The following is a 25,925-nucleotide window of genomic DNA, read 5'->3' on the forward strand; positions in this document are numbered from 1 at the left end:
TAGGGGAGGGCATCCCCAAAGTAACGCTAAGGGAGTTGGAACCGCTACTCTGCTTGGGGAAACCCTGGTGGAGCAAGTTCTGACGATGAGCTTAGAATCCCCGGTCTTTTAAGCCGGGGAGTGTCAAAATGCGGGTGCGTATCCCTGGGTTTAGACTAGCCGGATACAGCGTCAAGTTCAAACGCGATCGAGGTGAAGTCACCGTCGATTTTAGACGGGCGTCCGGCTCCAAGCGTTTTGTCTCTTTTAGCAGTTGCGAACAGTTTATCCTTTTTGGCAGCCTGCGCCAAACCCTAACCAGAAATACCCAATGGCGCGTCAAAACCGTTCGCTTCACCGAGTTGGGACGAGAGATTCGCCTCTAGAATTGCGTACATCGGCTGACCAATTCTGGTTAAATGTACTATTATCATGGTTAACCAGAAGCACTTGCACCCCCGTCATTCATGCAAGGGATGCAGTGCAAGCACCAGGACGATTTCGTCGGGTATGGTACGTGGGGACTCTGGGAAACCTGAACCTGTTGGTTCTAAACGCCCAAAAAAATGTCAGGAGATATCACTACGCCCTTGTGGCAACAGTGGTGAGCCTGGGAACCTGAGAAATCAGGATATTAAGGCTGTGAAGTCTTAAGAATCCCTGTACTTTTAAGTCAGGGAGTGTCAAAGTTCATCCACCTTAACGGGAGCATATCAAACCAATGGACGTTAAGCTGATTTTAGTGGGATTAACCTTTGTGTTTATCCTTTCAAGCCTGTTTTTTGGCACCAAAAACGGGTTTTACGACACAGACAACTATCACGGTAACGGCTCGGCTCACTAAAGCAACTGGCAACTCTCCCGCGCTCGGTGTCGCGAGATTATTGCCTCACCGGGTAAGGCTCGCCGATTGCCAGCAAGCCTTACCCAGCATAAATCCAAATTTCCCTCTGCCAGCAATTTTTTTTAAATCGATGTTTCAGGATGCCGGATTTGCGTTTTATAGTGTTTTAATATATACCCGTTCGACTAATAAGCAAGCCTAGATCTGGTACTCTAATTTCAATCGGGGCGCATTAACGCCTAGATGAATTATATCCAAACCCCGGGTATCAATATGCCTACATTGGCTCGATTTAACTCCGATTTTTATTTTTCTAGTGATACGGCACATAAAAGTGCAATAATTTGCCTATCACTCAATTAAAATATGGCAGGAGCGGGGGTTTACCGCGCTTTTTTGTTACGCGCAAAAATACTATATTTCTGTAAACAGCGATAAGGCGTTTACAGGCAAAGGTTGATTGTGATCGAGCTGGAATGCTTTCCTTATAGTGTTAATCACGAGGATGAAGGGGTTTGTCTACTCGTGCGGATGGGGCCATACCGCATTCTGTTAGACTGTGGCATGGCAGACATATCGCCGCTGGCAGCAGGTTTAGACCAGGAACTGCCAGCGGATTTAGTGCTGTGTAGTCACGCCCACCCGGATCATGCTAGGGGTTTATTGGCGCTGCATCAGGCTTTTCCCCAATTGCCAATATACGCCAGCGAGGCGACTACCTACCTGTTGCCGCTGAATTGGACGAGTATAGACCCCAACAAAATCCCCAATTTTTGCCAAGCTTTACCGTTGCGAAGTCCGGTAGAGTTTGCCGATGGACTGTCGTGCGAATTATATCCAGCCGGACACCTGCCGGGAGCGACAGCAATCCGACTCACCTACACCACAAACCGCCGCAGTTATACCCTACTTTATACGGGAGACTTTTTCTTGTCGAACTCGCGGCTGGTAGATGGGTTGCCCCTAGAAGCGTTGCGGGGATTAGAGCCTGAAGTACTGATTATTGAGGGGACTTACGGCACGGCGCGCCATCCGCACCGCCGTCAGCAGGAAAACCAGCTAGCCGAACGCATTAGTCGCGCTTTAGCCACAGAGCAATCTGTTTTGCTACCAGTACCAGCTTTGGGACTGGGGCAAGAAATACTCATGCTGCTGCGGAGTCATCACCAATTTACAGGTCGAAATATCGATATTTGGGTAGATGGCAACGTGGCGGCTGGGTGCGATGCGTACTTGAATCTACTGCCCCACCTACCCACATCGGTACAGAATTTTTCCCGCCATCAACCTTTATTCTGGGATGAAAAAATCCGTCCCCGCGTGCGGCGGCTACCACCCGAACTGCGTCACAGTATCGGTCAATCTCCCTGCATCGTTATCACTGATGAAACTGCCGATTTAAGGGAATATCTGGATGCAGACCTCAGTTCTTGGTTAATCCTACTCCCCCAACGACCCAGTCGTTTTGCCAGTACCCCCGAATCAGCGAGTTGGGTCGAATTAACTCGCGATTGGTTTCCCGATGCTGCCAAACAATTCAAAACCGACATCAAAACCGGGCGTTTGACGGTGGAAACCTATTTACTCGCCCAGCATTGCGATGGTCCGGGAACAACCCAGCTAATTCACAATCTGCGTCCCCAGCACGTGGTGTTTATCCACGGTAATTCCACCTATTTGGCGGATTTAACCGGGTTAGATGAGTTACAAAATCGCTACCACGTCCACTGTCCTGCTGCTGGCACTTTAGTCGAACTGCCGATTGGCGAAACTTTTCTGCAACCCGCCGCACCGGAAACCAACTACGAGGGCGAGTTGACCGAGTTAGGCACGGTGGTGACGATTACCCTACCCGATGCGATCGCCGCCGATCCTCGCTGGCAAGCTTTTGCCGATACTGGTTTAGTAGAAGCCCGCTGGCAGGGTGAAGAATTGGTATTGCGCGGGCTATCCCAACGGGAACTCCTCGCTGACCGCAGCGATCGCTCCCTACCCACTGACCTCGCCTGCTGCGGTAATTGCCGCCATCAGCGCGGTCAACGCTGTTGGAATCAAGCGTCGCCACTATTTGGCTTCAAGGTGACCCCCGATGGTTACTGTCCCGTATTTGAGCCAGCTGCAGGGATTGATGAAGCCAAAAAATAGTATGGCATTGGGCAAGGCCGATTTCAGATACAGAACTCGAGCAAACACCAAAGTTTCTCTGAAAAATCGTCGCTTTGGAACTAGAGATATGCACACCCCTAGCACTCGCGGAAGCAGCTTGAAACTTTGGTGATAGGAACGCCCTTGCGTAAGTCCTGAGATACAACAATTGCAGATTTCAGATTTTATGCCAATCTGAAATCTTCAATCTGCTATTGTTTTATTCGATGCCTTACCCTTCTGAAGAGTCTGAGTAGCGGTTGCGGATTTGTTCTGCTTCCGGACAATCGTCCGAAACCAGGGGTTCGACATTCCCTCTCGGGACTGAAGCCAACTTCTGACTCACAGCACCTATGCTTTCTAGGCGCACCATCTCTTCCCAAGAAGAAATTTCGTCTTCTTCATCGGTTTCATAGCGCAGCGTCACTAAATCTCCTTCTATGTCAATGATGCGAGCGCGTTCTATCCAGCGTTGCTGGTCCCGCAAGAAAACACAGACTTCACGACCATCGCAACAGAGTTGATATATCTTGCGGTGTAGCATGTGTTCCTTCTCCTAACCAGGGAACTCTTTAAATGATGAATCAAATTTTTCACCAGAATTGCAGGTGAGTGTAGCAATTTTTCTGCCTTAAAAATAGATACTTTTTTGCCTCTTACCCATGATATAGGCAAATCTGTAGCTGTAACCGTCTCTTTGTAAATCATCCCCTTTTGCATACAGCACTCTTTTGCCGTGGCTGATGATTTATTGATACAAGGTTTCGCGCGAATTGAGCCGCAGATAGTTGGTGCAAAATTTCTTTGGAGCTTAAAAGCAGCCTGAGCATTTGTCATTTAGGGTTCGGTGCATTCAGGAAGACGAGCATTACCTGAGGGCGATCGCGTTGCTCTACTTATTATTCTATAAACAATTGTCTTTGTCTCACAGGTCGGTAAGCAACTTTATAGGATTCCACTCGAAAATCGAATGCTTAATTCATAAATTTCACTTAACATATCAGGTTATCACCAACGTGTCAGAAGCGATCGCCTCCCCATCGTTCATTTCAGGTATGTTCCACCAAACTAGCTTTTGAGAGCGCTTCCCACAGGTGATTGGAGGCTCGCTCTCTTTAAAAGCAGCATTACTTCTGCTAAAGCTTCATGCCGACTCGCGTCGGAATCGATTATTTGGAACCTACCTGCCGGTATCCTAGCACAAACTTTACCCGTTCATCGCTTTTTCCTGACATTGTTGTCTCTCAAGCGGCTGCAAAACCGTTACGCTTGATTATTCTCACATCAGGATTTGGTCACCCGACTTACGCCAGGGCGTTCCTATCACCAAAGTTTCTTGCTGCCATCTCTATTTTCCCAACGACGATTTTTCATAGCAACCCGGTTTCTTTACCTCAGTCCTGGGTCAAAAAAACGGATATCTGACGGCGCATCAATACCCCCCCTTCCTGGGAGTGGCGATTGTTTGGCGACCCACAAGGCGCTTCCCTGCCGGGAAAGCGCCTTCACGAGTATCAAATCAATAGGCAGTAACTTGATGAAACAGATACCTGACGCTGTTGACAAGACTCTGCTAATCTTTGGATCGCGTCAGAGCGCGCCTCTCGGTGAATCTGACCTGAGTTAAGCGCATTGTAAAGCGTAACGAGAGCTTCTAAGTCAGCTGACTGGTAGCCTTTCGTCGCTAGAACTTGACCGATAAGACCTTCTGAAGCGACACTGAGGCACCCCGTTTGAAAAGCAGACTCTACCAGTGAGCGAATCATCACGATAGGGCTTCCTTGATGCACGAATAAATAGTTATCCTTAGCCTAAAACATCTGTCTAGCGCAGTAAATAATAGATAGGTTCCGTAAATTGGGATATAATAGAGGGTTAGCCCTCATTGCATCGACTCTAATTTCAAATTTGATCCTCAAACCCTGAAATTTAGTATTTTTACGGGTTGTGGTTAATGCCAGGAACCAGACTTGAACTGGTGACACGAGGATTTTCAGTCCTCTGCTCTACCAACTGAGCTATCCCGGCGCTTTTTTCAGTCCTTTATTAATTTAACAAACCTTTGGCGGTTTTGGCAAGCCCCTATCGAGATCAGCGCTAAAAATATTTTAACCAGGCTTCCAACTCCCGTTACACTTGACGGCCAACCCTCTCCCAGACGGTTTTGTAAAGATTTGCCTCGACTAATATGTGAATAGTTGTTCATACGTTATAGTAGAGAAGCATAGATTAGGAGATGGCCATGACCACCGTAACTTCAATGAAATGTGCTTGTGAGTCCTGCGTCTGCGTTGTTTCTCTCAGCGACGCGATTGAAAAAAACGGCAAGTACTATTGCAGCGATGCCTGTGCCGACGGTCACCCAAATGGCAAAGGCTGCGAACATCACGGTTGCAGCTGCGGCTAAAGTACTCAAAATCCCACCCGCAAAGGTGTTTTCGGGTGGGGTTAAGTTTCAAGTGGCTGGAATTTTTAGCTTGGTGACGCCGATAACGGCTAGAAATATCAAAAACTGGACTAACACGATGCTGGGACCAGAAGGCCAGTTTAGCAGGGGTAGTCCAGACAAAAGAATGCCGACAATGCTACTGGTAGCGCCAATTATTACGGATAGTGCCAGAAAGCGGCTAAATTGGTGACTCAACAATTTGGCGGCGGAAGCTGGGATAACCAAGAAAGCATTTACTAATAAAATTCCTATCGCTTTAGTTGCTAAGGCAACGGTTAAAGACAGCAGTACGACAAACCAGTAGCGGTGAAGCTGAACTGGGATGCCTTGAACTTTCGCCACTGCTGGATTAAGTGTGAGTAGGATTTGCTGCTGTAGGGTGGAGAACAGATAAATGCTACCACCCAGGATTAAAACGCAGGTGAGTATTAAGTCTGTTACGTCGATGGCGAGAATATCCCCAAACAGCACATTCATCAAACCGCCTCGATAACCTCTCACCAAGCTGCTGAGGATAATTCCAATTGCTAAAGTTCCCGATAAAACAACGTTGAGGATGTTATCGCTGGCTAAGTTGGTTTGGTCGATGAGATAAAGTACAACTAAACCAAACGCGAGAGTAAAGGGTAGCAGCATCCAGGTGGGGTTTAACTGTAGCAAAACCCCTAAAACAATTCCCACTAAAGCCGAGTGACCTACGGCGTGGCTAAAAAAGGATAATTGCCTGAGAGTGACAAAGCTGCCGAGTAAGCCTCCCCACACTCCCATTAATATACCACCCGCGATCGCCCGCTGCATAAACGGAAACTGTAGCAGCGTTATCAAGTCATTTTCCGCTGCGATCGCAAACAAGCTAAAATTATTCAGTAAGTCAAGTAAAATCATTTTTACACCACTTATACAAATCCATCTCAAGAATTATTGTCACTTGTAAGTTTAATATGTCAGCAAACCCGGCTGTTGAAGCAAATATAACCAATTCCGTTGAAGAATCAGAACAGCTGACCTGCAATCCGCCACACCCAGTTGAGCTTTCACAAGTTCATCACCTCAAAGGTCAACTGTTAAGCACCGAAAAAGCTCAACGCATGGCAGAATTTTTTAGCCTTTTGGGAGATGCCAATCGTCTGCGGATTCTTTCAATTTTGGCAGTCAAAGAACGCTGCGTCGGCGATTTAGCAGCAGCACTGGAAATGAGCGAATCGGCAGTTTCCCATCAAATGCGCGTCTTGCGTGCCATGCGACTGGTAAGCTACCGCAAACAAGGACGCCATGTTTTCTATCGTCTTCAAGATCGCCACGTCCTCGACCTTTACCATGCCGTTGCCGAACATTTAGATGAAACAGGTTAATTGCAGATTTAAACTTTCAATCTCAAATCTGCGGCTAATGGCTAATGGCTAATCGAATGATATGAGTAAGCTCACAATTAGCAATTAGCTATTAGCAACCCCCATGTCTATAACTAGCAACTTGAGATAAAATCAATGGTGGTGTTGATAGCGACTGAAAGCAGGGCCATAGGTTGCTAATAGATTTTGGGGCGAAAGGATAGTCTGGGGTTCTCCCGAACATAACAGAGTTTGGTTGAGACAAAGGACGCGATCGCAATGTCTATCTACCATATCGATATCGTGAGAAACCTGCAATACCGTCCAACCTTGTTCGCTTTTGAGTGTGTGCAGCAAACTGTAAAAATCTGCTTCTCCGGAAACATCCAATCCGGCAAATGCTTCGTCTAATACTAACAATCTGCGGGGACTTACTAAACAGTACGCTAATAACACCCGCTTGAGTTCTCCTCCACTTAAAGTTCCAATCGCTTGAGTACGTAGGTGATACGCACCTACTCGTTTTAGAGAAGATGCGATCGCTTCGTCTTTTTCCCTATCTTTGTGCCAAAACCAGTATCCTCTATCTGGTCTTGAGTTCTGCTTCCCTTCACCCCGTCCCCGCGTCCCCGCTTCGCCGCGTCTCCCCTCCCTCCATCCCAAAGCTACCAATTCACCCACAGAAATCGGAAAGCTGCGGTCGAAAATAAAATTTTGGGGAATATATCCAATTAAACGCCGCATTCTCCCCAAATTTTGGATCGGGTAACCGAAGATTTCAATCTTTCCTCCACTGCGCGGAATTAAATCTAAAATTGCTTGTACCAACGTACTTTTACCCGATCCATTTGGGCCTATTATTGCCGTATCCGTTCCCGGCAATAGTTCAAATGAAACATCCCTAACTGCTGGATAATTGCCCCGGTATACCGTTAACCCTTCTACTTTTACAACCAAGGCTGCATTATAATTCATTCTCTCCCATTTAACTCTCTTTCTTCACGACTCAAAACAATTTCAATTTACTGACAAGCAGCTTGAAGTGCTTGCAAATTGCTACCCATAGCAGTAAAATAATGCTGGGGATCGGTGCGGCCGCTTTCCAGGGAATCCAAATTTCGCAGGGTCAAGTTTAAGTCACGAGAAAGACTGGTCAGCAATTTATTATCCGTTCCCGGTTCGTCGAATAGCGCTTTCACATTGTACTTTTTAACGGCTGCTATTGTTTTTTGTACATCCTCCGGCGAAAGTTGATCTTCCGGAATCTCTACCACTGCTACTTGCTTAAGCTGATATCGCTGTGCCAGATAGGGAAATGCATCGTGGAAGGTAATAAACGTGCAAGTATTGCGATACGGCTGCAATTTTTGCTGATATTGTTGGTCTAATTCTTTCAGTTTTTGGATATAGGCAGCGGCGTTGGCTTCGTAAGTTGCTTTATTATTTGGATCGGCGGCAATTAATCCATCTCGAATATTTTCTACCTGTTTAATTGCTAAAACTGGATCTAGCCATACATGCGGGTTTCCAGCACCATGTTCGTCGTCGTGGTCTGATTTAATTGGTTTAACAACGGGAGAAATTTCTTCCACGGGTTTAATACCGCTGCTGGCATCTATTTGTTTGAGCTTGGTATTCTGGGCGTTTTTGATCGTATTTTCGAGAAATTCTTCTAAACCCAAGCCATTTTTTACCAGAATATCGGCCTGCGCGATCGCACTCACGTCTTTCGGCGTTGCTTGGTAGTCATGCACTTCCACACCCGGAGGTACCAACACATCCACCTGCGCCAACTCTCCCGCCACTGCCTGTGTAAACCAATACATAGGCAAGAACGTTGTTATTACCCTTAGTTTCGGCTTTTCAGGTGTAGGCTTTGCTACGGGGGCTGTAGGCTTTGATTCGGTTTGCGTGCAGCCTGCTACTAGCAAGCAAGTCAAGAACAAACCTAGTATAAATTTTGGCAAATTAGGCCGATTCACGGTTTCCCTCCTTTGACTCCACGGCTGGCGATACTGCCGTAGAACCATTTGAGAATAGATCTTATTCTAAATATAGATGCCAGAATTAAGATCGTTCTGCTGACAAATCCCTATCTTCCCAAGACGCAAGGTTTGGAAAGGGTGGCACGGGGCAGAATTATTGCAAGTTAATAGCACTTATGTCGGGCAAAAAACTAAGTTTTCTGGAAGGGGTAGCGTCTGGAGCTTAAGTGGTGTAATGATAAATTGCTGTTAAGCTGAAATTGGTGTGAGGATTAAGAGATTGAATAAATTGAGAATAAACTGCAACAAGCTCCCAGTCAGTCCAGCCCTAGTGGGTGCGGTGCTAGCGATGGCGACAGCCACCATCCCTGCAACCCCGACTCTATCTCACCCAGGAGAAATCTCACCTACCTCCCAAGAGGGAAAGATTTTACAACAAATCGACCTATACAGCAACACCAGTACCCAGTCACCAGACCCTCTCGCCCAAGTTACATCGGTTTCTCAGCTAACCGACGTAGACCCTACCCACTGGGCATTTCAAGCGCTGCAATCCCTGGTTGAACGCTACGGTTGTATAGAAGGTTACCCAGACCGCACCTACAGGGGAAACCGCGCCTTAACGCGCTATGAATTCGCCGCCGGGTTAAATGCTTGCTTAGACCGGATTCAGGAACTAATAGCAGCAGCAGTATCTGACTTACCGAGTAAAGAAGATATCGCCACTATCCGGCGGTTGCAAGAAGAATTTAGATCCGAACTAGCTTCGTTGCGGGGAAGGGTAGATGCGCTAGAACCTCGCCTCGCTAGGTTAGAAGCACAGCAATTTTCTACTACGACCAAGCTAGCTGGAGAAGTAATCTTTGCAGCGGCGGGTATTATAGCAGGAGAAAATGCCTTTGGCGAGGAGATAGACCGCGTACCCGTTTTGGCACACCGGACACGTCTGAATTTTGAAACCAGCTTCAGCGGGAAAGATTTACTCAGGACGCGACTTCAGGCGGGGAACTTAAATGCCTTTTCTGCCAATAATACATTGACACCGGAAGGCGATTTAATCTATGGTGCGGGGGCGTTTGGCACCGGAGATAGCGATATCGTACTTGATGAATTGTCCTACAGGTTTCCCGTGGGCGATCGCACTCAAGTCGTACTTTCTGCGAATGCAGCGGGATCGGATAGTTTTACCGATACGCTTAACCCCTTCTTTGACGGGGATGGTGCTAGCGGTTCCCTATCCCGTTTTGGTACGCGCCATGCCATATATTACCTCGCCGATGGCACCGGGATCGGTCTGAGACACGAGTTTAGCGATAGTGTAGAACTCAGCTTGGGGTATCGCGCCAATTCGGAAACAGCTAATATTCCCTTAGATGGGAATGGGTTGTTTAATGGGCCATATGGTGCGATCGCTCAACTCACCTTCAAACCCAGCAAAAACTTCAAGTTCGGTTTAACCTACGTTAACTCCTACAACACCGACCTGGGAACGGGTAGTCGCATTGCTAACTTGCGATCATATTTAGCCGATGGTACTGATGCGCGATTGGAAGCAAGTGGGTTACAAGGATCTGATCTGCCAATTTCTAGCAATTCTTACGGATTTGGCTTATCTTGGCAAATTAGCAAAGGATTTGCCATTGGTGGTTGGGCGGGTTACACCAACACTCGCACTCTTTCCACCCTGGGCGGACAAATTAACCGAGGCGAGATTCAAATCTACAACGCCGCCGTTAGCTTAGCCTTTCCCGATTTGGGTAAAAAAGGTAATCTAGCAGGTATTATCGTGGGTGTCGAACCAATCGCCGATGCGAGTTCTCGTTTATCGAATGATTTGAATAACCGCGATCTAGGTGGCGACGATGATGATGTTTCCTTCCACATCGAAGCGTTGTATCAAATCCAGGTGACAGATAATATCTCTATTACTCCTGGAGTTATTTGGCTCACCGCCCCCGACCACAACAAAAATAACGATGATGTTATCATCGGTACCATCCGCACGACTTTTAGTTTCTAGACTGCCTAGCTAACAAGTTCCTGTATTGTGTAAAGACCAGCCGGATCAAAGGCTGGTCTGAAAAAATACAGATGTTTTGTTGTCGTTTGAAACTGAGGAAACCCGGACTGCGCGTTCCCAAGTCGTCAGCGGGTTAAGTTTCTTAACACTATAGTATCAGGGTATGTGTACCTTTGCGATCGGTGCTTACTCTGAGTTTGGTTCGGTATTCTTTACCTATTTCAACAAGAAGGCTCACACGCTCACCCGCTAGGGTCAGTGCCCTTGATGAATTGTTGGGGGATGAGGAATTGACCCCCGACCGATATCAGCAGTTAGGTTGGTTAGGGAGTGGGGTCGATGAGGAATCCCCAATATCCTTTGTTGGTAGGCGGTCAATCCAATCTTCAACCAACTGCGTAACCGCTTTTTCTTTGCTCTGTGCATAGGCTTTGAGTTTATCGTATCGTTTCTGAGATAGCCTAATCCTAATGGATTTCTCCTTCATAATGTATCGCCAAGATGGATACATCTATGATATTATATAAATGGTTGATGACCCACCCGACTGTATGGAACAGAAAGGCTAACTTCAAAGTAGTCAGACTTGCCGCAGAAACATCAGAGATCGGGAAAACGTGAGGATGGTGGCTGGTTGACCATTGTCGTAAATCCAAGGTGAGCGTACCAAAACAAAATTTAAACTGCCTGTGGAAGACGGGCGGCTGCCTGGGTTCTCCCTTTGAGGAGATAAAGGTCGCAAGATCAGAGACGCTGTGTAAGACCATCATCGGGCTCGTGTCCCGAATATCCTTGTGATATCCCCAACGTGGCGACGGCGAGTGAGACGGGAAGCCTACACTGTATACGAAGTATCAGTGTAGGTACTTCACATAGTCGCTTCCGCGTTGGGGACGCCCCCAAATCACCCGCTCTTGCTTGTATATTGCTACGCCTGGTTTAGCGCCCTTGGGTTTGTAGACTTGTGCGGGTTTGGTATAAACGACGGGCACTTGGTCGCTTTGTCGGGCGCGACTGTAGTAAGCTGCTAGATCGGCAGCGAATTCGAGATCGGCTTGTTCCGGAACCGATCCTGGTTCCAGACGCAGCAGCACGTGACTACCGGGTATTTCTTGGGTGTGGAACCACAGGTCATAATCAGAAGCAAGGCGAAAAGTCAAGCGATCGTTTTGTTGGTTGTTACGACCTATTAACAATTCAAACCCACTCGGCGTGCGGTATTGATAAGGTTTGCTCGCTGCTTCCCCTTTAGCGGGACTGCGATATTCTGGATCTTCTAGATATCCTTGTGCAATTAATTCTTCCCGAATTTCTTTTAATGCCAGCAAATCTTCCCCTGTGCTGTAGGCGGGAAATTGGGTTAGGGATGCCTCTACCTGTTCCAAATACTGGATTTCTGCCTTAACTTCCGCTAAAAGCGGCTCAACCGCACTGCGAGCGCGTTTTAATTTTTGGTGCTGCTTATATAGTCTTTGGGCATTTTGGATGGCATTTTTTTCTGGTTCTAAGGGAATTGTAACGGGATTGCCGGTTTCAAAGTCGGGGAGGGCGATTGACTTCATCCCTGGTTCCCAGTTTTGCAGGTGTGCCATTAACAGATCTGCTTGTTGGCGATATTGTTCGGCGCGATCTGATTGTTGCAAGCGTTCTTCAAATGTATTCGCCTTGAGCCGCAATTTATGCAAAACGCTGTTAAGTTTTTGGCTCAGTTGATGGCGTAGGGCGGTAAATTCTTGTTGGTTTAGTTGGGCGGTATAGTATTGGTCGAGTAAAGTTTGCACGTCTTGTGCTGGTTCTATAATGCCCCAACCCATTACTGTGTAGCCCTTTGCCGTAAAACCGGGTTGGAATTTCCCACCCGGTGTCGACCCAAGATTGTTGGTAAAACCCGTTTCTACACCACATCCTGCCAAAACTTGCAGCCATTGTTGCCAGCGATGAAACAATTGCTGCCATTCTTCGGAGTTTAGGCTATCGGTGTTGCGATCGCTATCCAATCCGGCAGCTTGTATCATTGACTGTATCAGGGGCGTACTTAAGCCGCGATAGCTTTTGAGCAAACAGCGAGAGATAGCGCCTGGAACTAGGCTAACTCGTTGTTGCCAGCGTTCCATAGATTCGCTCAAACTGGGAATTGCATCGGTGAGGGCGGGTGGGAATTCGTAGGGTTGTCCGGTTAGAATCGGGCGGACGCTCGATTGTTGTCGATCGACTTGATGGGCGACAGTAACGATGAGGCGATCTCGATCGGTGAGGATGACGTTACTGTATTTGCTCATAATTTCGACATAAAGATGCCACAGGGGGGGTTCCCCCGGACGCCTGCCGAATTGGAGGTCTAAAACCCGCTCCCAAGGAGCGATCGCCACAATATCTATCAATGCTAAACCACCCAAAGCGTGGCGTAACTGCTGGCTAAAAGTAAATGTATCGGGGGTTTTGGGTGGCGGTGTGCCGATATGGAGGCGTGCGGCGACGGGGTGCCAGGATATAGTCAGCCAACCTCGTTGTTTGAGGGTGCGTAATGCCAAGGCGATAGTGTAGCGATCGCGCTGATAAACCTGTTCGGTGCGCGCTGGTAGCCAGTCTGCACGCACCTCCCAACAAGCAGCCGCAAGCGTGGTCAAATCAACAAGTTGCAAAACTAAATCTTTTGGTGAGTGATGACTTTGATGCTCGGTTCTGTTTCTATTTTTGCAGATTGTTGGCGAAGTCAAGTGGGTGAAAGTATACCCCTGGAGCGATGCTAACGGAAATATAAGCTTAAAACAAGAATTTAGCCGGATTTTTGGCTTGTAAGTCCAATTTTTTGGCTTTAACATTGAAAATAGACTTAAATATTGCCCCTCACACAGCTAGACCGTAAATGAGACATGGAAATTCAGCTAATCAATATTGGTTTTGGCAACATTGTGTCTGCAAACCGGGTGGTTGCCATAGTTAGTCCAGAATCTGCTCCGATCAAGCGTATCATCACGGATGCCCGCGATCGCGGGCAACTAATTGACGCCACCTACGGTCGTCGCACTAGAGCAGTGATTATAACCGATTCCAGCCACGTGATTCTGTCGGCGATCCAACCGGAAACCGTTGCTAACCGCTTTGTGATCTCGAAAGATAGTTCTACCAGCGACCACTGAATCGGCAATATAGGATGGCGCGCCGGATTGTCCACAGGACAAGCTGGGCTTTGGGCGCGCTAAAATTCGACATGGCTCGTTCAACCTAGTTGCCCTCTAAGGAGACGCTCAATGTTTTTGGATGAACTGACACCCATCTTCCGAGAACTCACCCAGCAACCAGTTGCCTTTTTGGGCGGCTTTTTTGCCGGGATGTTGCGACTGAAGTTAACCGATGAACCGATCAAATCTTGGCTCGAGCGAGAAGCCGGTATTAATACTCAAACTGCCCATGCACCTCTTGACCAAAATGGTAAAACAGGCCCCCAATCTATTTCCATAGACTGAAGACCGATCTTAGATTTTGGTATTTCACAACCTCTTTATTCATGAAGGTCGGCGAAAACCTAAATGCTTTCTGTTCCTAGCTTTGACCTTCATGATTAAAAAAATCTAAAATTTGCCAAATGCCGTAAAAAATACTCTTGACTTGTGGCAAGCCGTGCCAAACACCCTTGTCAGGAAAAACCAATTCTATAGTTCATCTAAAGTTAGAGAACGATTTAGCAAAGCTTTCCTAAAATAAAACTAAAGGAGCTAGGGCGTTGAAATAGTAGAGCGATCGCCCTGGGCATTGTCTAACCCAAAACTCGTCCTCCGCGCTAGAAACGTTAACAATCTTGCCAAACCCAACCAGCGAGGAAGACCAAGGGCTGCGACTATTTTTTTGCCCAGTCGATTAGCCATCTCTTCAACAGCGCCCATACCAATTAAACCCACATCGGTTTACAGGAAAGCGGTAAACCCCGCCCCGCTTTTCTCTCCACTCAAAACAAGGCAAAAATTTGTATGGGTAAGTAAGTTTACCACAATCATCTGTCGCCAGACAGATGCTGGAATTAAATTTACCCGTCCAAGCAGAAAAAAAATCTTTTCCATTTTGCCTTTTTAGCATCGGCAGCCAGCGGGGAATTTTGAACAAAACAATGGCAGACACGCATCCGCCAATCGCTCAAGAACGTAACCTCAAACGGGATTGCATGACGCTGTCGCGTCACGTCTTGCAGCAACTGGGGAGCTTTTCTACAGAGGCACAGGATCTCAGTGCCATCATGGGTCGTATTGCTCTGGCAGGCAAATTGATTGCTCGCCACCTCAGCCGTGCCGGATTAATGGAAAATGTGCTGGGAGTGACGGGGGAAATCAACGTACAGGGAGAGTCCGTCAAAAACATGGACGTGTACGCCAATGAAGCTTTTATCTCGGTATTAGAGCAAAGCGGCCTTGTTTGTCGCTTGGCATCCGAGGAAATGGAAAAACCCTATTACATTCCAGAAAACTGCCCAATTGGTCGCTACACCCTGCTATATGACCCGCTGGATGGCTCTTCCAACATAGACAGCAATTTGAACGTCGGTTCCATCTTCTCAATTCGCCAGCAAGAAGGAAACGACGAAGACGGTTTGGCGCGCGACTTGCTGCAAAACGGACGCAAGCAAATTGCAGCAGGTTACGTGTTATACGGCCCCAGCACGATGCTGGTTTATTCCATCGGCAAGGGCGTTCACGCCTTTACCCTCGATCCCAGCTTAGGCGAGTTTATTCTTTCGGCGGAGAACATTATTATCCCCGACCACGGGGCGATTTACAGCGTCAACGAAGGTAACTTCTGGCAGTGGGAGGAATCGTTTCGGGACTACATCCGCTACGTCCACCGTCACGAGGGCTATACCGCTCGTTACGGCGGGGCATTAGTGGGAGACTTCCACCGCATTTTGTTCCAAGGAGGGGTGTTTTTATACCCAGGAACGGTAAAGCGACCTGAAGGGAAGTTGCGCTTGCTTTACGAAGCTGCACCCATCGCGTTTTTAGCAGAACAAGCCGGGGGTCGTGCGAGTACGGGAGTAGTGCCAATTTTGGATGTAGTGGCGGATAAAATTCATGCCCGCACGCCTTTAATTGTTGGCAGTAAAGATGATGTTGCTCTAGTGGAATCTTTCGTGAACGAAAGCTCAAAGGAGCAAGGCGACAAAGTAATGGCTCATTCGTAAATAGGGGTAATGGGTAATAGGTAATAGTTAAAATCTAACCAATTACCAATTACAAATTACCAATTACCAATTAGAAGGACACAAGGATGACAACCAACCATATCTTAGAAATTGAGCAATTGGGTCAAAGTATCTGGATGGATAACTTGACCCGCGATTTAATCCAAACTGGCGAACTGCAGCGCCTGATCGAGACGCGGGGACTGCGAGGGATTACCTCGAACCCGGCTATTTTTGAAAAAGCGATCGCTGGCAACAAAATCTACGACGCCGATATCGAAAAAGGAGCGCGCGCCGGATTACCCACATACAAAATTTACGAATATCTCGTATTTGAAGATATCCGCAACGCTGGCGATATGTTCCGCCCGATTTACGAAGAATCCAAGGGGCTAGATGGTTACATCAGCATTGAAGTACCGCCAACAATCGCCCACGATACACAAGCCACAATAGAAGAAGCGCGGCGCTACTATCAAGAAATCGGTCGGGAAAATGTGATGATTAAAATTCCCGGCACAACAGCAGGATTGCCAGCTGTTGAGCAAGTTATTGCCGATGGCATTAACGTTAACGTTACCCTGCTGTTCTCGGTAGAAAGTTACGTCAATTGCTTCTGGGCTTATATTAAGGGCTTGGAAAAACGAGCTGCTGAAGGGAAAGATATTAGTAACATTGCTTCAGTTGCTAGTTTCTTCCTCAGCCGCATTGATAGCAACATCGATGGTCGGATTGACAGCAAGCTAAAAGCAGGCGTTGAAAGTATCAACTTCGAAGCAAAACTGCGCGCAGTGAAGGGGAAAGTTGCGATCGCTAACGCCAAAATCGCGTATCAGAAATATAAAGAGATAATTCAGAGCGCTCGCTGGAAAGCGTTAGCAGAAAAAGGTGCAAAAGTGCAGCGTCTATTGTGGGCAAGTACAAGCACCAAAAACCCTGAATACAGCGACGTGATGTACGTGGATGAATTGGTAGGCCCCGATACAGTTAATACGTTACCGCCTGCTACGATTGAAGCTTGTGCGGACCACTGCAACGCGGCAAATCGGATTGAATCGAACATCGAAGAAGCTTACAACTTGATCGAAAGTCTGAAAGACCCGGACATCGACATCGATATTAACCAAGTTATGGACGAACTGTTGACCGATGGGATTGACAAATTCGTCCAGCCGTTCCAATCCTTGATGAACTCGCTGGAAGACAAGGTAAAAATGTTGACACCTGCGTAGTTATGTGGTAATAGCTAATGGCTAATAGAAAGAATAGCCATTAGCTATTAGCGATATCCAATCCCAAATTGCCAAAAAGCCGTTATGGTGAATTCAAACGGTCTGGTAGAGAGTAAATCGGAGGCGAAGTCTCCCTTGGATGATGGGGAAAGAGCGCGGCTCAAAGAACTCGAAGCTATTGTAGAGCAAGGACTTCAGACATTTTACGAAGTCGGCAAGGCTCTGATGGAGATTCAGGAAAAGAAGCTTTACCGAGAAACCCACAAAACCTTCGCCGTCTATTGTCGAAACAGGTGGGAAATGGGAAAGTCCACAGCATATCGATATATTAATGCTGCCCAGGTTATGGAAAATTTGTCCCCAATTGGGGATAAATTTCCCAAAAAGGAAAGTCAAGTCCGCCCCCTCGCCCAACTACCGCCAGCGCTACAACTTGAAATATGGCAGCAAGCGGTAGATTTATCACCCGCTGGCATTCCCACTGCCGCAGAGGTTCAGCGTTTGGTAGAGGAAAAGATATCCTCTGGAAAGGCAAAGCAAGATAGCAAGGGTGGTGTTTCTGAATTAGAGCAGTTGCGCCTAGAGAATAAACGCCTCAAGGAACATATCAGGCAAAAGGATCTCGAAAGAGAACGCCGTGCGGCTGAAGTAGCGACAGAACTGGAACGCTTGCGTGAGGAAAACAGGCAGCTTCGGGCTGAACTTCGGCAATGGGAAAGGGATTGGGATGTTCGCATTGCTCAAGAACAAGAAAAAATCCGAGCAGAAATCAAAGCTGAATACCAGCACATCATAGACGACTTGACAGCCAAGTACGAAGGCGTACTAGCAAGGCTGGAAGCTATTGAACGAGGAAACAAGTAAATGGTCACACTGCTAGAAAATCCCCTGCGCGTTGGTTTACAACAGGAACGAGTACCCGAAGCGCAAATTTTGGTCATCTTCGGTGCATCGGGCGACCTGACGCAACGCAAACTGGTGCCAGCGATTTATCAACTGAAGCGACAAAGAAGGCTGCCCCCAGAAATTACGATTGTAGGCGTGGCGCGACGGCCTTGGAGCGACGATTATTTTCGCGAACAAATGCGCGAGGGCATCGAGCAGTTTTCTGAGGGAATTGGCAGCGAAGAATTTTGGCAAGACTTTGCTCAAGGATTGTATTACTGTTCCGGCGACATCGACAACCCAGAAAGTTACCAGAAACTGAAGCAATTGCTGAGCGAACTGGATGGTAAACGAGGTACTAGAGGCAATCGAGTCTTTTATCTGTCGGTTTCGCCCAACTTTTTCCCGGAAGCGATTCGGCAGTTAGGGACAGCAGGAATGCTGGACAACCCGATTAAAAACCGTCTGGTGATTGAAAAGCCGTTTGGTCGAGACTTGGCATCGGCTCAAGTTCTCAACCAAGTGGTGACCAAGGTTTGCAAGGAACAGCAGGTTTACCGCATCGACCACTATTTAGGTAAGGAAACGGTACAAAACCTACTGGTGTTTCGCTTTGCCAACGCCATCTTTGAACCCTTGTGGAATCGCCAATTTGTCGATCACGTCCAGATTACCGTTGCAGAAACCGTAGGATTGGAAGACCGGGCAGGCTATTACGAAACATCCGGGGCGCTGCGGGATATGATGCAGAACCACCTGATGCAACTGTTTTGTCTGACGGCAATGGAAGCGCCCAACTCCCTCGATGCCGACAGCATCCGCAATGAAAAAACGAAAGTGCTTCAAGCAACCCGCTTGGCAGATACCCGCAATCTAGAGCTTTCAGCGGTACGGGGTCAATACGCCGCAGGGTGGATGAAAGGAAAGCGCGTGCCTGGGTATCGAGAAGAACCAGGGGTGAATCCTAATACCATCACACCCACGTACGTAGCGATGAAGCTGATGGTGGATAACTGGCGGTGGCACGGGGTGCCGTTTTACATGCGAACCGGCAAGCGGCTGCCGAAAAAAGTATCGGAAATTGCGATCCAATTCCGCGAAGTGCCGCATATGATTTTCCAATCCGCCGCCCAACAGGCAAGTTCCAACATCCTGACGCTGCGGATTCAGCCGAATGAAGGAATTTCCATGCGGTTTGATGTCAAAATGCCCGGTTTACAACTCCGCACCAGGCCGGTGGATATGGATTTCCAATATGGTTCGGCGTTTGGCAAGTCGTCGGGTGATGCTTACGATCGCTTGTTACTAGATTGCATGTTGGGCGACCAAACGTTGTTTACCAGGGCAGATGAAGTGGAAGAAGCTTGGCGGGTAGTCACGCCAGCACTGATGGCTTGGGAAGCGCCCACCGATCCGGCCTCGGTTCCCCAATACGAAGCAGGAACTTGGGAACCAGCAGAAGCAGAACTGCTAATCAACCGCGACGGGCGTCGTTGGCGTAGACCCTGACGAAAGAAGACTCGGGGACGCGGGGACAAGGGGATGGGGGGAAGGTTTCTACACAAATCGCCGCTCTCCCTTGTCTCCCACTCTCCGCGTCCTCTTGAGTGGATTCAGGTTAGCTCGTCAGAATACAGAATACTTCGGAGGTAACGAGTTAACCTTTCTAGAATCCAGTTAGCTAAAAAGTAGCTGTCAATTGCAGATTTCAGATGGCAGATATCAGATTGAATAAATCTCAAATCGGCAATCTGAAATCTCAAATCTCAAATCCTTTCATCCAAACTCCTAACTATGGTTACACAATCTGCTCCGATTGTTTCCCTCCAGGCACCGAAAGATGTCTCTATCAGCGATATAGAAACTGAACTCGGTAAAATCTGGCAAAGTTACGGTGTATCGAGCGAAAACGGGTTGCCGATGGCGTCTAGGGCGGCAACGTTTACTTTGGTGGTTTACGAACCAGAGGCAACTCAACAACTGCTAGCGATTCTGGGTTTCTATAAGGGTCCGGTGGATGGAATTTCTGGGCCGCGCACCAACGCAGCGATCGCGGCAGCGCAGAAAGCGTATAACCTGCCAGTCACGGGTAAGTCGAGTCCGGAATTGGTGGAGAGACTGCGAGTCGAATACGCCCAAAAACGCAATGGGGCAGGGAATTCCGATGGGAACGGCAGCAGCGTTCCTCAGTACGATCCGGATGCGGCGGGTGCGGGTTTTGCCGATGCGATCGCGCAAACTAACCCGTGTCGCGTCATTGCTCTTTGTCCCATCGTCGGCGAAGATGAAGGCGTGACGGCTCAAGTCTCCGCCTACTGTCCGATTCAAAAACAAAGTCGCAGTACCCTGATCTGCTGCGAATACATTACCCTCAAAGGCACGGAAGAAGCTTTAGAACGCATTGCCGGGATGATTCCCGCTCTCACTATTTCCGACTTGCCCAAATTCCTCTGGTGGAAAACAACGCCGGATCCAGAAAACGAGTTATTCAAGCGACTGTCTGCCATTAGCAGTTCTGTGATTTTCGATTCTTCCGGGTTCCTCACTCCCGAAACCGACTTGTTGCAAGTGTACGGCTTGACCGAATCGGGGATGGCGATCGCAGACCTCAATTGGCGTCGTCTCGCCTCCTGGCAAGAACTCACCGCCGAAACCTTCGATCCGCCAGAACGTCGCGCCCACATCATGGAAATCGACCGCATCACCCTCGACTACGAAAAAGGCAATCCCGCCCAAGCACTGATGTACTTGGGTTGGATCGCCAGTCGGTTGCAGTGGACTCCGGTTTCCTACGTACACGAAGGTGGCGAATACGACATCAAGCGCGTCAAGTTAGTGGGTGGGGATGGACGCGAAATTGAAGCCGAGTTAGCCGCGATTCCCGTGGTCGATACAGGCGAAATATCGGGAGATTTAATCAACCTGCGCCTTTATTCCAGCAATACAGCAGCAAACTGTTGCACCGTCTTGTGTTCTGAAACAGGCGGCTGTATGCGGATGGAAGCAGGTGGTGTGGCACAAACCTGCGAAACTCGCCAAGTTACGGCATTATTCGACCAAAAAGCCGAATTCTTGCTTTCTCAACAGCTACAGCGCATGGGACGCGAGGTACTTTACGAAGAAAGTATGGCTGTGGCAACGCAAGTTTTAAAATTGGCTAATGGCTAATGGCTAATGGCTAATTGGTAATGGGTAATGAAAATTACAATTAGCAATTAGCCATTAGCAATGAGCAATTACCAATGACTATCGCGATCGCAGGCACAAGCAGCGGGGTGGGCAAAACAACGGTAACGCTCGCCCTGCTGGCGTGTTTGAAGTATCGGGGTATACAGGTTCAATCGTTTAAGGTTGGCCCAGATTATATTGACCCGATGTTTCACCAGTACGTCACGGGTCGCCCTTGTCGCAATTTAGACCCGGTACTCACTTCGGAAGCTTACGTACAGCAATGTTTTATCCGTCACAGTCAAGGGGTGAAATTCGCTTTAGTAGAAGGCGTGATGGGGTTATTTGACGGAGTAGGTAATAACCCATTACCAATTACCAATTACCAATTACCCATTCCCTTTGCCAGTACTGCTCATATTGCCCGGTTGTTGGATTTGCCGGTATTGTTAGTCATAGATTGCAGTCGGTTATCGGGTTCGGTGGCTGCGATCGCCCACGGCTACCGCTCGTTTGACCCTAAAATTAAGTTAGCTGGGGTGGTGTTGAATCGAGTGGGAAGCGATCGCCACCTACAATTGCTCAAAGATGCCCTAGAACCCCTACAAATCCCCATCTTGGGCGTATTGCGAAGACAGGATAATATTAGCATCCCCGACCGACATCTAGGGTTAGTCCCCACAGGAGAACTATCCCAACTCGATGGTATTATCGACCAACTTGCCCACCTGGGAGAAAGTTGTTTTGATTGGGAACAACTATTACCATTGCTGAAAAGTAATACTGTCGGGGCAGGTTTTGGTAATAGTTTATCGCAGGGAGAGGCAACGTTAATCAACGCGCCCTGCCGAATTGGTGTGGCACGCGATCGCGCGTTCAATTTCTACTACGCTGATAATCTAGACTTGCTACAACAATTGGGTGCAGAATTAGTATTTTGGAGTCCGCTTACAGAGGAATTACCAGAAGGCATCCAAGGATTATATTTCGGCGGTGGTTTTCCCGAAGTATTCGCCGAACAACTAGCAGAAAATAAACTCGCTCGCGAATCAGTTCGCCATGCTATCTTGACAGGAATGCCAACTTATGCTGAGTGCGGCGGATTGATGTATTTATGCGAAAAAATTATCGATTTTGATAATAAATCTGGGTCGATGGTGGGAATATTACCGACAACAGCGGTAATGGGTGGGCGTTTAACATTAGGATATCGAGAAGCGACGGTTTTGCAAGATAGTCCGATATTAGGTGCGGGTGCGACAGTTTGGGGACATGAGTTTCATCGTTCTCATCTATCTGAAAAGCCAACAAAACCCTTATTTCAGGTAAGAGGATATCACAGTCCGGTGACAGAAGAAGGATGGCGACTGCATCAGGTTCATGCGTCTTATGTCCATCTTCACTTTGGTGCGCGTCCGGAGATTCCCAAAAGGTTTCTACAGAATTGTTTGAGTATTTCTTTATAACTTAAGTTCGCGGTATATAATTTTGAATTCAGTTCCTCGCAGCTTTTCTTCACCTGTAATCCGGAAACCCCGTTTTTCGTAGAGGATCTGTGCAGTGGCTTGGCTTGGATTGGTTGATGTGTATAATCGCAAAAATTGCTTACCTGCCCCTCGTGCTTTTTCAATAGCAAAATCAACTAATTTACTGCCAATTCCTTGACCGCGACAAGCTGGTTCTACACAAGTCCAGCCTAACCAATAAGCTTCACGTTCATCTTTCCGAGTCGAATATAATCCTGTGGTTCCTATGACTTTCTTGCAATCATTATCGATGGCAATCCAGTAATTTGCTTCTCCAATTACTGCTAGATAAAACAAGATTATATATAACCAGCTATTTTTTGCCAGACTGCCACGAAATCCGATACTGGCTCTTTCAAAAAGTCTTTGGTGTGGAAAAACCTTATTGACCAGATTAATGGCTTCATCAAGGGTTTGATGGGATAGAGGTTCAATATGCATAGTTTGTCGATCGTTGCGGGTGTATCAAGTGCAAATGCCTGCGGTAGGGTAAGGGTGAAGCGATCGCATCAGCAAATCGCTGCCAACTCATCCCGATAAATTTCAGTATAAACTTGTTCTTTAGCTGGTAAGCTGCTGTGCAAACCAGCGCCGGATTAATTCTACTTGGAAACGGTAACCATCACCAACTTCCTCAATCAATTCCCGTTGCCGAAGTAAATCGAGTGCGTTGTATTCATCGGGAAACTGTTGCAATATAGTTTTTCGACTGACTATTGCCCCTTCGCCTTGGGCTGATAAAAAGCGCAGAATGGCTAGTCCTGCTGCATCTATTTGATTGTTTTGAATATCGGCAAAGAACAAACTGCCAACACTTAAAGCTTTTGGTATTGCTGCTTCCACATCTGCTAAAGTTGCGAGTCGGCGGATAGATGGATCTTGCTCGTTTTTTAGGGTGATAATTTCACGACAGAGGAGTTGTATGAGGAAAGGGTGACAGCGGGTGAGTTGCAAGACTCGCTCAACCGCTTTGGGTTCGTAGCGCAGGGTAAAATCTTGGACGGGTTGCTCAATTAGCTTACACGCTTCCGCTTCTTTCAAATAGCTGATATGAAGAACTTGGACATTGATTAAATAGCTAGCCCAACGCTGAAATTCTTCGATTGTATGGCTACCAGCTAGCAGCACTTTGAAGCGGGGACGATGTTGAATCAGGTGACGCAACATTCCCAGAACATCTTGCTCATCAAAGCGTCCTTTTGTGAAGGCTTTATCTAGCGCCTCGAATTCATCCAAGGCAAGCAGGGCAATATTTTGTTGTAGCGCTTCCTCTACTTTATCCAGCCATTCATCAAAGCGGGTGAAAGGGTCATCTTGCAGAGTTTCGCGGTTAAGAGATGGGAGAGTTAACCCACTTTGGCGCTTGGCTGAAGCTGCCATACTTCTGGCGATATTGTAGAGAAAACCAGCATAATCTCTTGCTGATGAAACTGGCCCTTGTAAGTCTACAAACATGGGAATGATAGTGCTGGGTAACAAGCGTCCCAGGTTGTTGAGCAAAGATGTTTTGCCCATGCGTCGCTGACCGTAGAGTAACAAAGGTGGGCGGCGGCGGTCGAAGATAAATTGTTCCATGCGTTTACCGATGTCGGTGCGTCCGGTGAAGATTTCCTGCTGTTCGGTGAGAGGGTTGCCGACAATGTAGGGGTTGTCAACTTCTTGGCGGAGTTCGACTGTTTCTGCTAGTTGTCGTACATGGTCTCTAACAACCTCATACCAATTGTTAGCAATGGGAAGAAAGCGCACAGCATATTGATCGCTACCACTGCTGCGGGTCAACTCTCGAATTAAACCGTTTAATTTCTCTGCCACAGTAAGAAGGTCTAAACGCCGGTAGTAAGCACTTCTTTTGTTCAGGGCGGCATCTACGTCTTCGCTGATCCGACTAAAGCTACTCAGGAGAGAACTAACTGGGCTGTTTAGTTCGCCAACTGCTAGACTGCGGTGAGCGTTACTGATGGCTTTTACGTCTGTACAGCGTTCTAATTCCCTGGCATCTAGTTCTATTTGTACCGCTCGTGCTGCCCAACGCTGACGACTGGTACTCAGGTAGTTAAGAGCGGCTTTTCCTTCATCTGGGTTACGCTCCATAATTAGGAGAACGTGCTTGTCTAAACCATACAAACGAAGGCGCTGTGACTCATTCCAAAAAGCAGAATGCCGATGCAAGAGACTGGGTTTACTGGTGGTGCGTAGTTGCTCTAGTCGATAAAGCAGAAAATTTCCTAAGCTGAGGAAAGGATAAAGCATTACAGGCAGCCATAAGTTTATAGTTATTCCCAAGATTATTCCCAAGATCCATAAGCCGATCATCTCCGGCGCTACGCCCGATAGCAAGCCGAATGCTGCGCCCAACGCCGCGCCCAAAACCACGCCCGACAGCATACCCAACACCACGGTGTGTAGCAGGTTTGACAGGGAGTGTGATTTCACAAACCGCATCACAGCCCACACCATGCCCCACAGCACGCCCCACAGCACGCCCAACCCCAAGCCCAACTCCAAGCCCGACCCCCAGCCCGACGCCAAGCCCGACGTCATGTCTGGCCTCACGCCCGACGCCACCCCCCACACCACACCCAATGTCAGTCCAGATGCCACGGCCCATACCACGCCCGACACCGAGTTAAACATCAGTCCCACCAAGCTCAACGCCACAGTCCACACCACACCCGACATCACGCCCAAGACCACGCCCGACACCACGCCCAATAAAATCTCTTGTACTGGCTTACGTAATAACCCAAGCACTAAGGCAACAACTATTGAATTAGTTAGAACAGGCAAGACCAATAATGCTTGTATTAGTAGCTTCCAAAAAGCTGGGTCCCGCGAAGGGTCAATGCGGCTGAGGTGGTTTCGCCCAGCCGAGGGACGAAAGAATACCCACAACAGCAGTTGCAGACTACCGATAATTAGGTTGGGGTGCTGTTCGGGTGCATCGGTGTAGGCGTTGCGCGGCACATTTGGCGAGGTCATTTCGGACGGGGTTTTTTGTCTTCTGGGCAGGGTGTGAGCAAAAATGCTGAGAATCTATTCTTCTCTATTCTGAATTGTCTTACCGAGTGGTGGATATTGCACTTCTCTAACGAGTATGGGAGATTCGCGAGTGAGGTTGAGAATCTCGTCGTCGAGTCTTGGAGACTCGCGAGAGAGTATCAGAACTTCATCTTCAAGTATGGGAGACTCGC

At 47.9% G+C, this 25,925-nt stretch carries 22 protein-coding genes and 1 tRNA gene; 14 read left to right on the forward strand and 9 right to left on the reverse strand.

What is annotated here, in order from left to right; translation table 11 throughout:
- The first annotated feature begins 128 nt into the window (after positions 1-128).
- The 3 genes from MiSe_RS05520 (at position 129) to MiSe_RS05525 (ending at position 2,968) form a co-directional block, all read left to right on the forward strand.
- Positions 129-365 carry a hypothetical protein gene (locus MiSe_RS05520; protein ID WP_226575782.1) on the forward strand — a complete coding sequence of 79 codons (237 nt, stop codon included), beginning with the start codon at positions 129-131 and terminating at the stop codon, positions 363-365.
- A gap of 335 nt (positions 366-700) precedes the next feature.
- A complete protein-coding gene (locus MiSe_RS54435; protein WP_507770101.1) occupies positions 701-823 on the forward strand; it encodes a DUF8629 family protein in 123 nt (40 codons plus the stop codon).
- A 462-nt stretch (positions 824-1,285) separates the two neighbouring features.
- Positions 1,286-2,968 carry an MBL fold metallo-hydrolase gene (locus MiSe_RS05525; protein WP_444980463.1) on the forward strand — a complete coding sequence of 561 codons (1,683 nt, stop codon included), beginning with the start codon at positions 1,286-1,288 and terminating at the stop codon, positions 2,966-2,968.
- Positions 2,969-3,200: 232 nt separating this feature from the next.
- Here the strand turns inward: MiSe_RS05525 and MiSe_RS05530 are convergent, their stop codons facing one another.
- The 3 genes from MiSe_RS05530 to MiSe_RS05540 form a co-directional block, all read right to left on the reverse strand.
- Positions 3,201-3,512, reverse strand: a complete 312-nt coding sequence (locus MiSe_RS05530; protein WP_226575784.1) for a DUF6679 family protein — start codon at positions 3,510-3,512, stop codon at positions 3,201-3,203.
- A 970-nt stretch (positions 3,513-4,482) separates the two neighbouring features.
- Positions 4,483-4,734: a hypothetical protein gene (locus MiSe_RS05535; RefSeq protein WP_444980464.1), complete on the reverse strand. Its 252-nt coding sequence runs from the start codon at positions 4,732-4,734 to the stop codon at positions 4,483-4,485.
- A 189-nt stretch (positions 4,735-4,923) separates the two neighbouring features.
- A tRNA-Phe gene (locus MiSe_RS05540) sits at positions 4,924-4,996 on the reverse strand.
- Positions 4,997-5,210: 214 nt separating this feature from the next.
- Here MiSe_RS05540 and MiSe_RS05545 point away from each other — a divergent pair.
- The gene (locus MiSe_RS05545) at positions 5,211-5,375 is read left to right on the forward strand and encodes a metallothionein (protein WP_226575788.1); all 165 of its coding nucleotides are present in this window, start codon (positions 5,211-5,213) and stop codon (positions 5,373-5,375) included.
- 48 nt (positions 5,376-5,423) lie between these two features.
- Here the strand turns inward: MiSe_RS05545 and MiSe_RS05550 are convergent, their stop codons facing one another.
- Complete coding sequence (locus tag MiSe_RS05550) at positions 5,424-6,302, reverse strand: metal ABC transporter permease (protein WP_226575790.1); 879 nt, start codon at positions 6,300-6,302, stop codon at positions 5,424-5,426.
- 56 nt (positions 6,303-6,358) lie between these two features.
- Between MiSe_RS05550 and MiSe_RS05555 the strand changes: the two genes are divergently transcribed.
- Complete coding sequence (locus MiSe_RS05555; RefSeq protein ID WP_226575798.1) at positions 6,359-6,769, forward strand: ArsR/SmtB family transcription factor; 411 nt, start codon at positions 6,359-6,361, stop codon at positions 6,767-6,769.
- Positions 6,770-6,901: 132 nt separating this feature from the next.
- Here the strand turns inward: MiSe_RS05555 and MiSe_RS05560 are convergent, their stop codons facing one another.
- Together MiSe_RS05560 and MiSe_RS05565 are read right to left on the reverse strand one after the other, a co-directional pair.
- Positions 6,902-7,723, reverse strand: a complete 822-nt coding sequence (locus MiSe_RS05560) for a metal ABC transporter ATP-binding protein (RefSeq protein WP_226575800.1) — start codon at positions 7,721-7,723, stop codon at positions 6,902-6,904.
- Between the two features lie 47 nt (positions 7,724-7,770).
- On the reverse strand, positions 7,771-8,778 hold the full coding sequence (locus tag MiSe_RS05565; RefSeq protein WP_373872756.1) for a metal ABC transporter substrate-binding protein: 1,008 nt from the start codon (positions 8,776-8,778) through the stop codon (positions 7,771-7,773).
- 304 nt (positions 8,779-9,082) lie between these two features.
- Here MiSe_RS05565 and MiSe_RS05570 point away from each other — a divergent pair, with 304 nt between their 5' ends.
- A complete protein-coding gene (locus tag MiSe_RS05570; RefSeq protein ID WP_444980465.1) occupies positions 9,083-10,753 on the forward strand; it encodes an iron uptake porin in 1,671 nt (556 codons plus the stop codon).
- Positions 10,754-11,607: 854 nt separating this feature from the next.
- Here MiSe_RS05570 and MiSe_RS05575 read toward each other — a convergent pair.
- Complete coding sequence (locus MiSe_RS05575; RefSeq protein ID WP_226575805.1) at positions 11,608-13,395, reverse strand: Rqc2 family fibronectin-binding protein; 1,788 nt, start codon at positions 13,393-13,395, stop codon at positions 11,608-11,610.
- A gap of 231 nt (positions 13,396-13,626) precedes the next feature.
- Here MiSe_RS05575 and remA point away from each other — a divergent pair, with 231 nt between their 5' ends.
- The 8 genes from remA (at position 13,627) to MiSe_RS05615 (ending at position 22,674) form a co-directional block, all read left to right on the forward strand.
- Positions 13,627-13,893: an extracellular matrix/biofilm regulator RemA gene (gene remA, locus MiSe_RS05580; RefSeq protein WP_226575807.1), complete on the forward strand. Its 267-nt coding sequence runs from the start codon at positions 13,627-13,629 to the stop codon at positions 13,891-13,893.
- Positions 13,894-14,004: 111 nt separating this feature from the next.
- Positions 14,005-14,220, forward strand: coding sequence for a ssl0294 family protein (locus MiSe_RS05585; RefSeq protein WP_226575809.1), 216 nt, complete (start codon positions 14,005-14,007; stop codon positions 14,218-14,220).
- A 638-nt stretch (positions 14,221-14,858) separates the two neighbouring features.
- Complete coding sequence (fbp, locus tag MiSe_RS05590; protein WP_226575959.1) at positions 14,859-15,923, forward strand: class 1 fructose-bisphosphatase; 1,065 nt, start codon at positions 14,859-14,861, stop codon at positions 15,921-15,923.
- Positions 15,924-16,009: 86 nt separating this feature from the next.
- Positions 16,010-17,155, forward strand: coding sequence for a transaldolase (gene tal, locus MiSe_RS05595; RefSeq protein ID WP_226575811.1), 1,146 nt, complete (start codon positions 16,010-16,012; stop codon positions 17,153-17,155).
- A gap of 84 nt (positions 17,156-17,239) precedes the next feature.
- Positions 17,240-18,019 (forward strand): MreC domain-containing protein, encoded by a 780-nt coding sequence (locus tag MiSe_RS05600; protein WP_226575813.1) that lies wholly within the window; start codon positions 17,240-17,242, stop codon positions 18,017-18,019.
- A complete protein-coding gene (gene zwf / locus MiSe_RS05605; protein ID WP_226575814.1) occupies positions 18,020-19,549 on the forward strand; it encodes a glucose-6-phosphate dehydrogenase in 1,530 nt (509 codons plus the stop codon).
- A gap of 285 nt (positions 19,550-19,834) precedes the next feature.
- On the forward strand, positions 19,835-21,208 hold the full coding sequence (opcA, locus tag MiSe_RS05610) for a glucose-6-phosphate dehydrogenase assembly protein OpcA (protein WP_226575816.1): 1,374 nt from the start codon (positions 19,835-19,837) through the stop codon (positions 21,206-21,208).
- Positions 21,209-21,282: 74 nt separating this feature from the next.
- On the forward strand, positions 21,283-22,674 hold the full coding sequence (locus tag MiSe_RS05615; RefSeq protein ID WP_226575818.1) for a cobyrinic acid a,c-diamide synthase CobB: 1,392 nt from the start codon (positions 21,283-21,285) through the stop codon (positions 22,672-22,674).
- Here MiSe_RS05615 and MiSe_RS05620 read toward each other — a convergent pair.
- Positions 22,669-23,175, reverse strand: coding sequence for a GNAT family N-acetyltransferase (locus MiSe_RS05620; RefSeq protein WP_226575827.1), 507 nt, complete (start codon positions 23,173-23,175; stop codon positions 22,669-22,671). The genes MiSe_RS05615 and MiSe_RS05620 overlap by 6 nt on opposite strands.
- A gap of 120 nt (positions 23,176-23,295) precedes the next feature.
- Positions 23,296-25,713, reverse strand: a complete 2,418-nt coding sequence (locus tag MiSe_RS05625; protein ID WP_226575829.1) for an AAA family ATPase — start codon at positions 25,711-25,713, stop codon at positions 23,296-23,298.
- Positions 25,714-25,925: the final 212 nt, after the last annotated feature.

The sequence above is a fragment of the Microseira wollei NIES-4236 genome (assembly GCF_020521235.1).
Classification (GTDB): Bacteria; Cyanobacteriota; Cyanobacteriia; order Cyanobacteriales; family Aerosakkonemataceae; genus Microseira; species Microseira wollei.